This is a genomic window from bacterium, assembly GCA_030649025.1.
GTDB lineage: Bacteria > Patescibacteriota > Minisyncoccia > JAUYLV01 > JAUYLV01 > JAUSGO01.
On record JAUSGO010000034.1, the window covers coordinates 1 to 14,581 of the forward strand.

Here is a 14,581-nt window from a genome sequence, read left to right on the forward strand (position 1 = left end):
AAGCCCGACCCGTTGCCGGAAGAGGCGCTGAACAAGAACGCGGGCCGCATGCTTAGCGCGGGTATTATCGCTCCGTTCCTTTGGGCCGCAAATCCCATCGTTGGCGCGGGAGTCCATATCTTTTCCTTAATCCATTATCGCGGCGCCTTGCGGTCGCAAAAGCGCAAGATGGCCATTGCGGGCGTCATTCTCTGCGTAGCCGGGCTTGTTCTGATGCCCATAGACAGCATCGGCATGGGCAGATTCAAAAAACCCTACGCAAATTTTTATGCCGATGGGCCGGGTTCCTTGGCAAAGACGATAACGCCTACGGGAAAAGAATCTTTGGAGCTGACATCCTACGTAAGCACCAAAGGAGGTTTCGCAATGCATCAGCCCAAAGGGTGGACGCCGGACGAGAACGGAACGGAAGATTCGCAATTCGTGTTCAACGGGCCCGAAGACGGTTTGGTTGAAGGCAAACCCTTCCGTCCACAGCTTAATGTTGATTCCGCGCCGGCCCCGTCGCTTGATATTAAAAGTACGCAGGACGCCGTTAGGATGCTTACAAAGTCGCTGGAAGAGGAACATCCGGGCGCGTCTCTTGCGGAAGAACGGATAATGCTTGCCGGCGGACGCCTTGACGCGAGTTTCCTGGATAGCGCCTACAAAGACAATGGAGCCGATGTTCATATACTTCTTATGGTCGTGATAAAAGACGGCATCATGTATTTTGCGGGGTCCAAAATGCCCCCCGAAAAATGGACTCGTAACGCAGAAACGGTGAAAGACTCGTTGCGCACATTCCACATACGGCAAAAAACATACGTGAATGAGAAGGAAAAATTCAGCATGTCCGTTCCAAAGCACTGGATAGTCGTCGAAAGCGGCAAGCCGGAAACCCCGGTAGCCTTCAGGAACGCCCTGCCCGACACCGCCGGAGGCGAACCGTTCTTCGCGAACATAAATGTTGCCGTCGGTCCGGCGCAGAAAAACAGCGTGCAGGATATCTACGACACTGTTGAAGAGGTAAAAAACGCCCTGCCGAAAGTGTTTAAAAACTACAGCATCGTGGAAGATGAAGACCATACCACCGCGGGCGGACAGAATATGCATTTTCTCGGCGCCGTATTTACCCAGCAGGGCGTTGTTTTCCGGAATCTGCAACTGTTCGCCGTAGGCGGAAACAAGCTCTACGTTGTGACGGCGACCGCCCCCTCCGAGGTATGGGCTTTATATGGGCAAGTTATAAAAGATGTTTTTGAGACCTTTGATATCGTAGGACCCTCGAATCTGGGGCCATTCGCCGATTGTATTAAAAGCAAGAGCGTGGTTTTCTACGGGGCGTTCGATTGTTCGCACTGCCAGGCACAGAAAAAACTCTTCGGCGACGCAGCATCCCGCCTGCCGTATGTTGAGTGCTCCACTCCCGATGGGAAATATCAGACCGGCGTCTGCAGCGACAGGGATATCAAAGCATATCCCACGTGGGAATTCCCCGACGGTTCAAGACAGACCGGCGAATTGCCTCTGGAGACGCTTTCGGAAAGGACCGGATGCGCATTGCCTTAACCCTCCCATCTTCAAAAATTTAATCAGGCAACCTTATAATAGGCCGGTTAGCGTCACGCGCAACCTCATTTGGATTCTAGCTTTTCGTGGTTTCAAATTAGCCGAAAAATAGTCCCTTGTGGACTTTTTTTTGTTTCAAATTCTCAAAATCGATTGCTCAAGTGGAGGCCAGAGCCTAGAGTATAAAGCACGGACACTAACAGCAAGGCAAATGAACCCGGTGAGCTTGCCCCCCACCGTCACAACATCACAAATTCCTCACACAACATCCTTACATACTTGAGTATGTAAGGATGTTGTGTATACTATAAATATATGGGAAAAATCAAAACAGCAAAGCAGATGGAGCGGCATCTTAAGGGAATGGCCAATCACTATCGCATCGAGATACTGCTTTTGATCGCCGCACGCGAAGGGCTTACGCTTGAGGAGATTATTGAGGCGATTGGAGCCAACGAGAAAACGTTGGGGGAGCACACGCGGCGGCTCTATATTGCCGGGCTAGTCAATAAAAAATACCGCGGCAAATTCGTGGAACACACGCTCTCGCCATACGGAAAAACATTCGTTGCCTTCCTCAAATCATTCCAACGCATCCAATAACATCCTTACAAACTGGAGTTTGTAAGGATGATTGTGCAAATGATGATGTGTGTTGAATTTCGACGACCTTCTTAAGTTAATAGGTACGGTATAAAACTTCTGAATGAGGTTTTTTTCTCGAATACTCTCTAACTCAAAACATGCACTTCAACTTTTGGGATACATTGGAAAAACCATTCTTTGCGCTCGCCCCGATGGCGGATGTGACCGATGCGGCGTTCCGGCAGATGTTCGTGGAATGCGGGAAGCCAGATGTGTTCTGGACCGAGTTCGTATCCATTGGGGGGCTTTGTTCAAGAGGCAAAGAAGCGCTTTTGCCCGACCTATGGTTTGGTGAAGGCGAACACCCCATCGTCGCGCAGATATTCGGCGTGGAGCCCGAGAAGTACGAAAAAACGGGTGTGCTCATCCGCGAACTTGGTTTTGACGGCGTGGATATCAACATGGGGTGTCCCTCGCGCGATATTGAAAAACAAAAAGCAGGGGCCGCGCTCATCAAAACTCCAGAACTCGCACGCCTTGCCATCCGAGCCCTGAAGAAAGGAGCTGGGGATTTACCCGTGTCCGTCAAAACGCGGGTCGGCTATGTATCTAAGGATGAAATGTCGGCATGGCTTCAGGTACTTTTGGAAGAGGATTTGGCCGCGCTCACCGTGCATTTGCGTACGCGCATGGAAATGTCGGCAGTGCCCGCGCAGTGGGAGCTAGCGCATGAAATTGTGGAACTAAGGAACCGCGTGGCGCCAAAAACACTTTTAATTGGAAACGGAGACATCACTTCAATGGAAGATGCGCGCGCTCGTCTGAAGGAATCGGGCATGGATGGCGCAATGATAGGGCGGGGCGTTTTTGGGAATCCCTGGTTTTTTTCCGAGCGGGTGCCCGATGTACGCGAACGACTCGAACGTATGGTGAAACACGCGGAACTATTTGAAAAGAAATTCAAGGGTATCAAGAATTTCTCCGTGATGAAAAAACACTTCGGATCGTATGCCACGGGATTTGACGGGGCCAAAGAGCTTCGGATACGTCTTATGGGAACGGAAAAGGCTGAAGACGTGAAAAAAATAACGGAGGAGTTTCTGGGCGCAGTTGAGGTGTAAGATATTCCTATTTAAAGCGTCTTCTTTGCATACCTATGCAGACGCTCACAAAACGCACGCTCTCTATATTCTGGGAGCATAGCAAAAAATACCGCCTTCAGGCGGCGGTTTTGGTATTGGGTGTGTTTTTGTTCACCGTATTCCAAACCTATACCCCATTCCTTTACAGGGACCTTATTAATCTTCTTGCCTCGGGGCGCGTTCCGGAAAATTTAGAAAAGGCCATATATCTTGTGGTGCTCATTTTCATCCTGAATTTCGTGAAGATATCTTCCTGGCGCGTGACCAATTTTGTCAACAATTACTTTGAGTCCAAGGTGATGAGGGACCTCACAAACACATGCTACCAGTATCTGCAGAAACACTCCGTTGGGTTTTTCAGTTCCAGCTTTGTGGGGAGTTTGGTTACCAAGGTGAAGCGCTATGAACGTGCGTTTGAGCAAATAGCCGACCAGTTAATTTTCGATCTGGGACGCTCGTTGCTTGATACCGGATTGGTTCTTACCGTGCTTTTGTGGAAGTACCCTACCTTCGGACTCATTTTGCTTTTTTGGTGCGCGGCCTTTCTGGTCTTCGCCTACTTTTACGCGCGTTTTAAGCTTCCATATGACATCCGTCGGGCCCGCGTTGATACGCACACCACGGCTCAGCTTGCCGACAGCTTTACCAATAATACCAACATCAAACTTTTTGCATCCTATGAGCGTGAAAATGAGAGATTCGGCGAGGTGACGAATGAGCAGTTCTTGGCGCGCAAGAAAAGCTGGGACCTGGGGACGTGGAGCGATGTGGTGCAGGGGTTTTTTATGGTTGGCCTTGAATTCCTGATTATGTACGTTGCCGTGAAGTTCTGGCTTGCAGGAAAGCTGGACGTTGGTAGCGTAGCGCTTCTTCAGGCCTATGTCATACGGCTTTCCGACAAGCTTTGGAACACCGGGAAGAATATCCGCGTTATCTATGAGGCTCTCGCGGACGCAAATGAAATGACCCAGATGCTCTCCACCCCGTTTGAGATAAAAGATGCAACGGGAGCGGGGCGACTGGAGGTTTCAAAAGGAAGTATCGGATTCCGGAACGTTCTATTCGGCTATTATAAAGAAGCTTCCATACTTAAGGATTTTAATTTCTCAATTTTACCCGGCGAGCGCGTAGCGCTCATCGGTCCCTCCGGAGGAGGAAAGTCCACCATCGTGAAGCTTTTGCTTCGGTTCTACGACATTCAGGGCGGAGAAATTCTTATTGACGGGCAGAATATTGCGAGCGTTACGCAGGATTCTTTGAGGCAGACCGCCTCGCTCGTTCCCCAAGAGCCCATACTTTTTCACCGGACGCTCATGGACAACATCAGGTATGCAAAACCAGACGCAAGCGATGAGGAAGTGATACGGGTTTCAAAACTGGCGCATGCGCATGAGTTCATTTCTTCATTTTCTCGGGGGTACAATTCGCTTGTGGGGGAGCGCGGTATCAAACTTTCTGGCGGCGAGCGCCAAAGGGTCGCCATCGCGCGGGCAATTCTTAAAAACGCTCCCATACTCATTCTGGACGAGGCGACCAGTTCCCTTGATAGCGAAAGCGAGATGTATATTCAGGACGCGCTTAGGCACCTTATGCAGAACCGCACTACTATTGTCATCGCGCACCGCCTTTCAACCATTATGCAGATGGACCGCATCGTGGTCGTGGAAAACGGCGTGATCGTTGAAGAAGGAAAGCACGAGGAGCTTCTTAAGGTACAGCAGGGGCTTTATCAAAAACTTTGGGGAATCCAGGCGGGCGGATTTACTTCGGCCTAGGCGCGTCAAAAAGACAGAATTATCCCAGCAAACAATCCGAATAACCGCATCCTAAATGAACGGAAAGCATCGGGTGGTCTTTCGTGTATCTTAGAACGAACTCATGCTCGTTCTCTTTCTTATTATAAATAAAATCCTCGGACGATTTTTCCGAGGAGTTTGGCTGCACAAACTTACCACAGGCTATAGATTGGCCGTGATTAAGGTGATTCGGGGCAACTTGCGGCCGGCACCCTTTTCCCTTTCGATTAGGCCCATTCTTGCGAGCCGCTTAATCGTATGACAAAGAGTCGTAGACTGAAAGCCGCTGCGGAGCGCAAGTTCGTTCAGGTTCACATCGGCACTCCCGCCGCAAGATCTTACGTGGTCAAGAATAACCTTGTTCGAGCCACTATCAAGGCATGCCGCCTTGCTCATAATTTCCTCCCGTAGACCCGTTTCCGCTTTCAGCAGATATTATATATCATATTCAAAAACTTATCAAGCCAGTCTTGCCCTTTTCTTTTGCCGCAGAATATACAATATGATACACTGGCTTAATTATGCATCTTCTTTGGAACTATATTAAACAATATAAGAGCATTCTTTTTGGCGCATTGGCGCTTGCTACAATAAACCAGGGATTCTCGTTGCTGGACCCACAGATATTCCGGCTTATTGTGGACCGGTATGCCACGCGTGTTGCCACCTTGCCGCAGGACGAGTTCTTGCACGGCGTTATATTGCTTTTGCTGGCGGCCGTTGGCGTGGCGTTCGTCTCGCGCGTTGCAAAAAACTTCCAGGACTATTACGTGAATGTCATCACCCAGCGCCTGGGCACGCGTCTGTATGCCGATGGCATCGCTCACGCCTTCTCTCTGCCCTATGCGGTGTTTGAAGACCAGCGTTCGGGCGAGCTTCTGCGCCAGTTGCAAAAAGCACGCGATGACGTGCAGAAGCTTATTGTAAGCGCCATCAACATTCTGTTCCTTTCGTTCGTCGGCGTTATTTTTGTTCTCATCTACGCGTTCTTTGTCCATTGGCTGGTGGGACTGGTGTATTTTCTTATCATTCCTTTGCTCGGCGCGGCAACATATTTCATCGGCAGGCGCATCAAGACCATCCAGAAAAATATTGTGGTGCAAACGGGGGAACTAGCCGGTTCCACCACCGAAACTCTGCGTAACGTGGAGCTTGTCAAAAGCCTGGGGCTTGAAGCGCAGGAGGTTGGCAGGCTGAATGCCGTCAACGATCAGATATTACAGCTCGAGTTGTATAAGGTCCGACTCATCCGCAAGCTGAATTTCACCCAGGGAACGCTCATTAACGCCCTACGTTCCTCTTTAATGCTTCTCATGCTCTGGCTTATTTTCAACGGGGACATTACGCTTGGAGAATTTTTCAGCCTTCTTTTCTATTCATTTTTTATTTTCAACCCTTTGGGAGAATTGGGTAATGTCTCCGCACAGTATCAGGAAGCAAGGGGCAGCATGGAGGTACTTGGCAAGGTGCTGGCCACTTTACCGGCGCCGAAACCCGCGCGACCGATTGCAATTGAGGGGGCTATACGGGACATCGCGTATGAGAATGTAACGTTTCAGTATGCTTCTGCGGACAAGCCTTCGCTTTCCGGTGTATCCTTCCGCGTTAAGGGCGGAACAACGATCGCTTTTGTCGGACCCTCCGGTTCTGGTAAGACAACCGTTATGAAACTGTTGTCGGGGCTTTATCAGCCGACGGACGGCAAAATATTTTTCAATGGCGTGGACTCGAGCGTTGTGGATTTTGATGCGGTGCGCCTGAAAATGGGGCTGGTGTCGCAGGATACCCAGCTTTTTGCCGGCACCATACGTGAGAACCTCTTATTCGTTCGCCCGGATGCAACCGACAAAGGATGCGAGGAAGCCCTGGATGCCGCCGCTGCCCGTACCATCATAGAGCGTGGCAACAAGGGCCTTGATACGCGCATCGGGGAGAGCGGCATCAAGCTTTCGGGAGGCGAAAAACAGCGGCTTGCCATTGCCCGAGCCCTTTTGCGAAAACCCCATGTTCTGGTCTTTGACGAAGCGACAAGTTCGCTCGACTCCATAACAGAAAAATCAATCACCGAGACCATAAAAAAAGTGACGGCATCCCGGCAAAACCTCATCACGGTGTTGGTGGCCCATCGTCTGTCCACTATCATGCACGCAGATACTATTTATGTTCTTGAGAAAGGAAAGATAGTTGAATCCGGTTCGCATGAGGCGCTGTTGCGTGAAGGCGGGCTTTACGCCGCGTTGTGGAGAGAACAGAGCGCGAGCACGGAGAACGGAATCAATTCTTAACTATTATGATTTAAACACATGTCCTTAAAACTTCATGTTAAGAACGATATTATTGTGTACGACGGAAAATATATACAAACTATTGAACGGCATTTCAGGAACCGCAAAACCGGATATCGTGGCACCTGGGAGATGGTGAAGCGTAAAACATACGGACGCATCGTTGCGGTTATTGCGCTTACGCCGAAAAAAGAAGTTATCCTGATAAAAATTTTCCGCATACCGTTTAAGTGCCGGATCATTGAGGCATGCGCAGGCCTTATGGATAAAAAAGGAGAGAGCGAGCCGGACATGGCGCGGCGCGAACTTTTGGAAGAGACGGGGTATGAAGTTTCTCGCCTGCGAAAGCTTGTTTCTGGCCCCTTCAACACCAGCATGCTTGAAGACGAGATAGTATATTATCTCGGTACGGGAGCAAGAAAGATTCAAGAACCGGAACTTGAGGATGCCGAGGATATTGAAGTGCTCAAAATCCCGCTTAAAAAGCTTCGGACATTTCTTCTGCATCCGCCTCGCGGAGTAAAGGCGGATGTGAAGCTTTTTGGCATTCTGCACCTTCTAAAGAGCAAGGTGCCCATAAGGTAGAAACTTCGCTCTTCTCTATTCCAATGTTCTCAAGAACATTGGAATAGTTTTTTTTGATGCTTAACTCATGATGTCTGGAATACGTGCCCTTGTAATTATACGATAGCGCGCTATAGTTGGTTTTTGGTGATCTATTTTAGCACTTTGACAGAAGAAGGAGGGCGATGATGATCGCTCAAGTAAATTACGCAGTTTGCGATACCGTCGTTGTCCTTATCACATCTCTCGGCGGATTTCCGGGGGCCAAGGAAGATCCGGTCAAAATGAGCGTGCCCGCATCCATTCTCGGCACGCTTAACCTTGTTGCGGTTGCCATCAATCACCAGACGACACCTCTTGTAGGAAGGGCGCTTGTCGGTACGATTGACGGCGCGATATGCAAAGGATGGGATTATCTGTGGCGGCGACTCGTGCGTCTTGCCGAAGAAGATTCAACCTTATTCCTGCCGCCGAATTTTGCCAACATGACTCCGGAGAAACTTGCGGGGCTTCTCGCCGATGGCAATAGCGGGGGAGTTATCACCGATGTTTCTCGGCGCGCCGCGTTTATCGTAGATATCGGGCAAGTTATGCTGGAACGTGGATGGGAGTCTGCTGAAGACCTCTGCCGTGAAGTGGATGGCTGGCTTATTCGGAATGACGACAAGAATGGTCTCTACGGACTTTTGAAAAAGTTTGTCGCGTACGCGAGCGACCCGCTGGAGAAAAAATCGAACTATTTTCTCGCTCTTCAGCAGGCAAGTTGCAACTGGGAGTATTGCGATCCTGAACATCTTGAGGCGCCGGTGAACTACCACGAACAGCGGCTGCATCTGCGCAAGGGCACGGTGGAAATTCTTGATGAAGCACTCGCCGGGAGGATTCGTCGCAGAGAGCCCGTTACCAAAGAAGAAGACCTTGCTATTCGCGGAGCCGTGAAAGAAGCCATCAGGTATATTGCCGAGGGCTTGGGGGTCTCTCCCGCGGATACGCACTATGCGTTTTGGAATTATTCCCGCAACTGCTGTTCACGCGACAAGACGCACTGTGAGTCGTGCGGTCCTACCTGCGGTCTTCCGGAACGGTATAAGGTGCAGGGAGTAACGCAATGTATCTTCGCGCCCATATGTATGTCGCGCGGCAAGCCGGTTTCGGAAATGTTGCTCGAACCAAGCCTTGATGACACCGATTGGTATTAAAATATTCCGCTGATGCGCGCATGCAGAGGCGGATTTTTCTTTGTTGCAAAGTTTGAGAGCGAAGTATACGCTGGAAATACTGTCTTTTACTTTGAAAACAAGAGTGAAATACTCCGGTCACCCAGGGGCTTTTCACGGGGCTAGATTCTCCAGTGGAGAATCTAGCGGACAACTTCAAGGAGAAAATGCCATGAGCTGGGAACCTATAACCCCGGAACAATTTAAAGAACTCCTGCCCTCGATTTGTAGCGAGGAGACATCGCAGGATGCAAAAGGATGGACGCCGGATAATCCGTTGTGGGGCCATTGCGCGGTTGTATCTTTGGTTGCGCAGAATCTTTTTGGCGGAAAAATTTGGAGAGCCGAATATACCGATCGCCAAAGCAAGACGAACTCGCACTACTGGAATGAATGCGCAGATGGCGCAGTTGAGGATTTTACGGTAGCGCAATTCGGTTACGCATTTCCCGAAATGCGCAATCCGGTGGTTCGGGACCGCGTCAGTATGCTGTATCACAAAGAAGGTGATTCGGAAGAACGCAAGAGGATTATCAAAAAAGCGCGAGAGCGCTATAAACTTCTCGCGTTCCGTCTCTTGCAAATGCTCTACGGCGCCAATAAAGCCGGTGTGCGAAATCCTTTGTTCTATGATCCTATATACTGCGCCTGCTTTGAAGAAGCTCTCGATTCGCCATGCCGGAAGATGAAGTTCGGTTGCGTCATAACGCATGAGGGAGCGGTGGTATACCGAGGATGCAACAAGACGATTGAACCCCTGCACTCTCTTTGCGACCCAGCCTGCATTCGGCTTTCCATTACATCCCGCACCGAACAGATGCTGGGAGCGTGTGGTCACGCGGAGGAATTTGCTTTATGGGAAGTCGCGCGGAAAGGCATTGCGCTTTATGAGTGCGATCTGTATATCGCCGGTTTTTACCCCAACGGCTTGCCATGGCTGAAAACGTCAGCTGAACATACGTGTCTGCGATGTTCGACACAAATGTACCAGGCACAGGTAAGAAAAATCTATGTTCCGATGAATACACGCCTAGAAGAACAGTCGTGGGCGCGATCATCCAGTGAGTGGCGGAGTATTACTCCCCAGCAAGCGGTTTCTGGCGCTCTCTGCTACGCCATGAAAGAAAAATCCATAGATTCGCCGGAAAAGGATCCAAATGCACAAGGTTCTTAAGGGCGGGAAGATAGTTGAAAGCCGAATCCCGGGCAGATATGCCGGGAATAAACCTCGAAAAATATTCGGCAGACTGGATTGTTTGTCCGGCAAGCGAATGATGAAACCAAAAAACCGGGTTTTTTTCCTGACCTGGCAAGATGCGGTGGAAGCCGGCTACCGGCCGTGCAAGAACTGCAGACCAATGCCGAGCGATACCTACGCATAGCGCCGCGGAATACATGTTCCCGCGGCTTTTCTTTTTCTCATAAATAGGGTAGGCTATAATCGGCAGTGAGCCAAACATGAAAGCTCGCTTTTGTGTTTGGCGAACGAACCGATTATATCGAAGATATATAGGTTATGACAGGTGAAACGACACAAAAACGCCCACCGGTGGTGGTTGTGCTGGGTCATGTGGACCACGGCAAGACCACGCTTTTGGACTATATCCGCAAATCGAATGTTGCAGAGAAAGAGAGTGGCGGCATTACCCAGCATATCGGAGCATATCAGATCGAGCATAATGGCAAGATGCTGACGTTTTTGGATACGCCGGGACACGAAGCATTTTCGGAGATGCGCAGGCGCGGAGCGCATGTTGCCGATATTGCAATTCTTGTTGTTGCCGCGGATGAAGGCATTAAACCCCAGACGTTGGAAGCCGCCCGCCACATCGAGAATGCCAAACTTCCTTTTGTTGTCGCGCTCAACAGAATTGATAAGCCGAATGCAGACTCTCCGCGCATTAAAAAACAGCTTTCAGAGAATAATATTCTTATAGAAGAATGGGGCGGGAAGGTTCCGGCCCTCGAAGTATCGGCAAAGACGGGTAAGGGCATCCCCGAGCTTTTGGATATGTTGCTCCTGTTGTGGGATCTTGAGGAAATTCCGGCAGAGACAGGTCTTTCTACCCAGGGAGTAGTTATTGAATCCCGGCTCGATCCGCGCCGGGGTCCTTCGGCAACGATTCTGGTCACCAGCGGGGTATTAAAGAAGAACGATGCGCTGATCTGCGGGGAGGCGATAGGGAAAATTCGAATTCTTGAGGATTTCAAAGGAGTAGAGATTGCTCAAGCGACCGCATCAACGCCGGTTTTGGTTACCGGCATGGAGACGGTGCCGGTTCTTGGAGATACCTGCGAGGTTGTGGCAAATGCCGAGGAAGCTATACGGAGATCGGAGGCACTTGTTGAGAAGCGCAAGGAAGAACAAAAAGCCGCCGATGCGCTACTGCAGGCCGCATCCGCAGGAGTTGTTGCCGCTTCCAAACATATTCTTCCCATAATTCTCAAAACCGACACGAAGGGTTCTGAAGAAGCCATCATCGAGGCGCTATTGCGCATGACCCACGATGAGGTTGCACTGAAGATCATTGAACATAGCGTCGGAGATATTACCGAAGCCGATGTTAAATCGGCCGAGAGCACCAGGGCCGCAATTATGGGTTTTCGCGTTACCTTGCCGCGCGCGGTCGAGCAATATGCAAGGGTAAGAGGCGTGCGCGTGGTGATTCTAGAACTTATTTACGAGTTTATCGAAGGAGTGCGGAAAGAACTTTCCCTTCTGTTGCCGGCAGAGATCGTGAAAACCCAAATGGGCAAAGTTTCATTACTTGCCATTTTTAAGAGGGAGAAAGATGGCATTATCATCGGTGGCCGTATCACGTCGGGCAAAGTGGTTCGCGGCGCGTGGTGCGACATTGTGCGAAATGGAGCCATCGTGAGCGAAGGGAAAATACGAGAACTTAAAATCGCAAAAGACGACGCATCGGAGGCGAAAGAAGGGCAGGAATGCGGCATGCTGTATGTGGGGAAGGGGGAGGTGCCGCAAGTTGGGGATGCGGTTGAAGTGTATGAACGCTTCGAAAAAAGAAGGGAATTATAGATATCTTGCCCCTCTGGGCATGCGTAAGGACTGGATTGCCAGCACCAGCTACATAGTACAAGTGGAACGGCGTTTTGTTGCAATGCCTTACCGCCATGAAAAAATCCAAGAGCTTTTGCACCACGAGGTTGCGCGGACGCTCCAGCGCGATTTTGCGTTTGCGGGCGTGCTTATCACCGTGACGGGAACGAGAGTTTCAAGCGACGGACAACATGCGGCCGTTTCTATCAGCGTATTCCCCGAAAATGACAGAGAGAAAGTTCTTGGTATTCTTGAAGGAGCCATTTTCCATATCCAACAGAACATCAATAGACAGCTTCGCATGCGTCCCGTCCCAAAAATACGGTTCGTGCCGGACCATGCACTCGAGCACCTTGGCCGCATTGACCAGATACTCAAGGCCGTGCACAATGATGAGTCTTCCCATGCCAAACCAAGATCAAAACCGCGAAGGATTCGAAAGGCTACATAACCTCATTGCCGGGGCGTCCCACGTATTGCTCGCTACGCATGAGAGGCCCGATGCAGATGCGATCGGAGCCGTCTATGCCATGGCGCATATCGGAAAGAAGTTAAACCGGCCGACATCCATTTTTCTTCCCGACGGCGTTCCCCAGGAGCTTCTCTTTCTTCCCGCGGTCACCACGCATCATGCCACGGCGGAAAACTTGCCGGGCGATGTGCTTGTTGCCGTCGACTATGGAGATTTTGCGCGCACGAAGCTTCATGAATATATTGAGGCCCATCCCATGCGCATCGCGACCATAGACCACCATCCGTCCAGCGATCAAAGGGGCGAAGTGCAGATCGTGGATACCGGCGCTTCCTCAACGTGTGAACTGGTGTATCGATATTGTGTGTTTGCGAACATTCCTCTGCACAAGGAACTTGCAACATGCCTTCTTGCGGGTATCGTATTCGACACGGGAGGGCTTCAACATTCCAGCACCTCTCCCGGAACATTAAGGATCGTATCCGATCTTGTGCGGCACGGCGCGCGCATGCACAAGGTGACGCAGGTGATCCGTCCGAGTCAGGAGGAGAAAAATCTTCGTATCATCGCCGATGCGCTTTCCGCCATAATGTACGATGCCGATATAGGAATGAGCTACGCCGTCGTTCACCATAAGGACCTTCTGGAGACAGGCGGCGATATCGATCTTTCGCTTGTTACGCATCTCATCAGTACCGGCAAAGAACAAAAATTCGCGGCGTTCTTCAAAGAAGCCGAGCCTGGCAAGTTCCGCATAAGTCTGCGAAGCGAGAACTTCAAAGGCGTGGACGTGTCGGCGATCGCCAAGCAGCTTGGAGGCGGAGGACACAAATATGCGTCCGGATGCCAGGTAGAGGGAGAGTTCTTGTATGCCTTATTACGCGTTCGTGAAGCGGCAAGAGCTGTGATAAGATAAAAAGAGGAAATGAAATTAAGAGTTGAGTGATGGTATGAAATATAATAAACTGGTGAGAGACAAGATTCCGGGATATATTCGTAAAAAAGGCGGTACGCCAATTACGCATGTTGCGGATATGGCAGAGTATTGGGAGAAATTAAAGGACAAACTGCTTGAGGAAATTGAGGAGTTCAAAAAAGATGAAAATATCGAAGAATTTGCCGATATTCTTGAAGTGATCGACGCAATCGCGGACCACAAAGGTTTTGATCGAAAGGAGGTTGGGCAGGTCAGAGATAAGAAGGCAGAAGAAAGGGGAAAATTTAAGGAGCGTATTATATTGGACGAATCTTAGAAGGCGATCTGTGGGAATATATGGCGCGATACCCAAGTGGTTAAGGGGGGAGTCTGCAAAACTCCTATGCGCGGGTTCGAATCCCGCTCGCGCCTCATATCATTGTCTTACGCCCGGGTGATGGAACTGGTATACATGAGGGACTTAAAATCCCTTGCCCGAAAGGGCTTGCGAGTTCGACTCTCGCCCCGGGCACATCTTATTTTTTTATTCCTATGCCACCAGAAGACTCCGAAAACTATACATGGGCGGAATTTGAGGAAGACGCAAAAAAAATTGCCGTATGGGCGCGGGAAAAGCGTTTCAAAAGCGTATACGGCATTCCCAGGGGCGGACTTATTCTTGCGGTTGTACTCTCGCATCTTCTTGATGTGCCGGTGTTGCTCTCCAGGGAAGATATTACAAGGGATACGCTTATCGTTGACGATATAGTGGATGGCGGGAAAACGGTACATGGGCTTCTGATGTCTTTGGGCGGAACGTTTAACATTTCGAGCCTTTTTTTTAATGAAGCATCTCCCGTTAAACCGGATTTTTTTGTGCGCACGAAGAAGAAATGGGTAGTGTTCCCATGGGAAACCTCGGAGACTTCAAGATACGATAATGTCTCCTAAAAACTCTTTTTAGAAGCAATAAAAAAACCACAGGCTTATGC

The 14,581-nt window shown here is 50.1% G+C and carries 15 protein-coding genes and 2 tRNA genes; all 17 read left to right on the top strand.

The features are described 5' to 3' along the window. Positions 1-1,551, top strand: a 1,551-nt coding sequence (locus Q7S09_05160; GenBank protein ID MDO8558541.1) for a PsbP-related protein, incomplete at its 5' end; no start/stop codon positions are given. A gap of 315 nt (positions 1,552-1,866) precedes the next feature. After that, the gene (locus Q7S09_05165) at positions 1,867-2,154 is read left to right on the top strand and encodes a winged helix-turn-helix domain-containing protein (GenBank protein MDO8558542.1); all 288 of its coding nucleotides are present in this window, start codon (positions 1,867-1,869) and stop codon (positions 2,152-2,154) included. Positions 2,155-2,294: 140 nt separating this feature from the next. After that, on the top strand, positions 2,295-3,257 hold the full coding sequence (locus tag Q7S09_05170; protein MDO8558543.1) for a tRNA-dihydrouridine synthase: 963 nt from the start codon (positions 2,295-2,297) through the stop codon (positions 3,255-3,257). 35 nt (positions 3,258-3,292) lie between these two features. After that, positions 3,293-5,053 (top strand): ABC transporter ATP-binding protein, encoded by a 1,761-nt coding sequence (locus Q7S09_05175; protein ID MDO8558544.1) that lies wholly within the window; start codon positions 3,293-3,295, stop codon positions 5,051-5,053. A 279-nt stretch (positions 5,054-5,332) separates the two neighbouring features. Then, complete coding sequence (locus Q7S09_05180) at positions 5,333-5,485, top strand: hypothetical protein (GenBank protein MDO8558545.1); 153 nt, start codon at positions 5,333-5,335, stop codon at positions 5,483-5,485. 110 nt (positions 5,486-5,595) lie between these two features. After that, positions 5,596-7,359 carry an ABC transporter ATP-binding protein gene (locus tag Q7S09_05185; GenBank protein MDO8558546.1) on the top strand — a complete coding sequence of 588 codons (1,764 nt, stop codon included), beginning with the start codon at positions 5,596-5,598 and terminating at the stop codon, positions 7,357-7,359. A gap of 18 nt (positions 7,360-7,377) precedes the next feature. Continuing rightward, positions 7,378-7,944: an NUDIX hydrolase gene (locus tag Q7S09_05190; GenBank protein ID MDO8558547.1), complete on the top strand. Its 567-nt coding sequence runs from the start codon at positions 7,378-7,380 to the stop codon at positions 7,942-7,944. A 164-nt stretch (positions 7,945-8,108) separates the two neighbouring features. After that, positions 8,109-9,122, top strand: coding sequence for a hypothetical protein (locus Q7S09_05195; protein MDO8558548.1), 1,014 nt, complete (start codon positions 8,109-8,111; stop codon positions 9,120-9,122). 190 nt (positions 9,123-9,312) lie between these two features. After that, positions 9,313-10,314 (top strand): hypothetical protein, encoded by a 1,002-nt coding sequence (locus Q7S09_05200; protein ID MDO8558549.1) that lies wholly within the window; start codon positions 9,313-9,315, stop codon positions 10,312-10,314. Next, a complete protein-coding gene (locus Q7S09_05205; protein MDO8558550.1) occupies positions 10,298-10,522 on the top strand; it encodes an Ada metal-binding domain-containing protein in 225 nt (74 codons plus the stop codon). The genes Q7S09_05200 and Q7S09_05205 overlap by 17 nt, the downstream gene beginning before the upstream one ends. 134 nt (positions 10,523-10,656) lie before the next feature. Next, a complete protein-coding gene (infB, locus tag Q7S09_05210; protein ID MDO8558551.1) occupies positions 10,657-12,180 on the top strand; it encodes a translation initiation factor IF-2 in 1,524 nt (507 codons plus the stop codon). After that, entirely contained in the window at positions 12,149-12,652 is a 504-nt protein-coding gene (rbfA, locus tag Q7S09_05215) for a 30S ribosome-binding factor RbfA (GenBank protein ID MDO8558552.1), read from the top strand. The genes infB and rbfA overlap by 32 nt, the downstream gene beginning before the upstream one ends. Further along, a complete protein-coding gene (locus Q7S09_05220; protein MDO8558553.1) occupies positions 12,606-13,589 on the top strand; it encodes a DHH family phosphoesterase in 984 nt (327 codons plus the stop codon). The genes rbfA and Q7S09_05220 overlap by 47 nt, the downstream gene beginning before the upstream one ends. Before the next feature lie 34 nt (positions 13,590-13,623). Next, complete coding sequence (locus tag Q7S09_05225; protein ID MDO8558554.1) at positions 13,624-13,926, top strand: nucleoside triphosphate pyrophosphohydrolase; 303 nt, start codon at positions 13,624-13,626, stop codon at positions 13,924-13,926. Positions 13,927-13,948: 22 nt separating this feature from the next. Continuing rightward, positions 13,949-14,021 (top strand) — tRNA-Cys (locus Q7S09_05230). Between the two features lie 16 nt (positions 14,022-14,037). Further along, a tRNA-Leu gene (locus tag Q7S09_05235) sits at positions 14,038-14,121 on the top strand. A 20-nt stretch (positions 14,122-14,141) separates the two neighbouring features. Beyond that, entirely contained in the window at positions 14,142-14,540 is a 399-nt protein-coding gene (locus Q7S09_05240) for a hypothetical protein (GenBank protein ID MDO8558555.1), read from the top strand. Positions 14,541-14,581 lie beyond the last annotated feature (41 nt).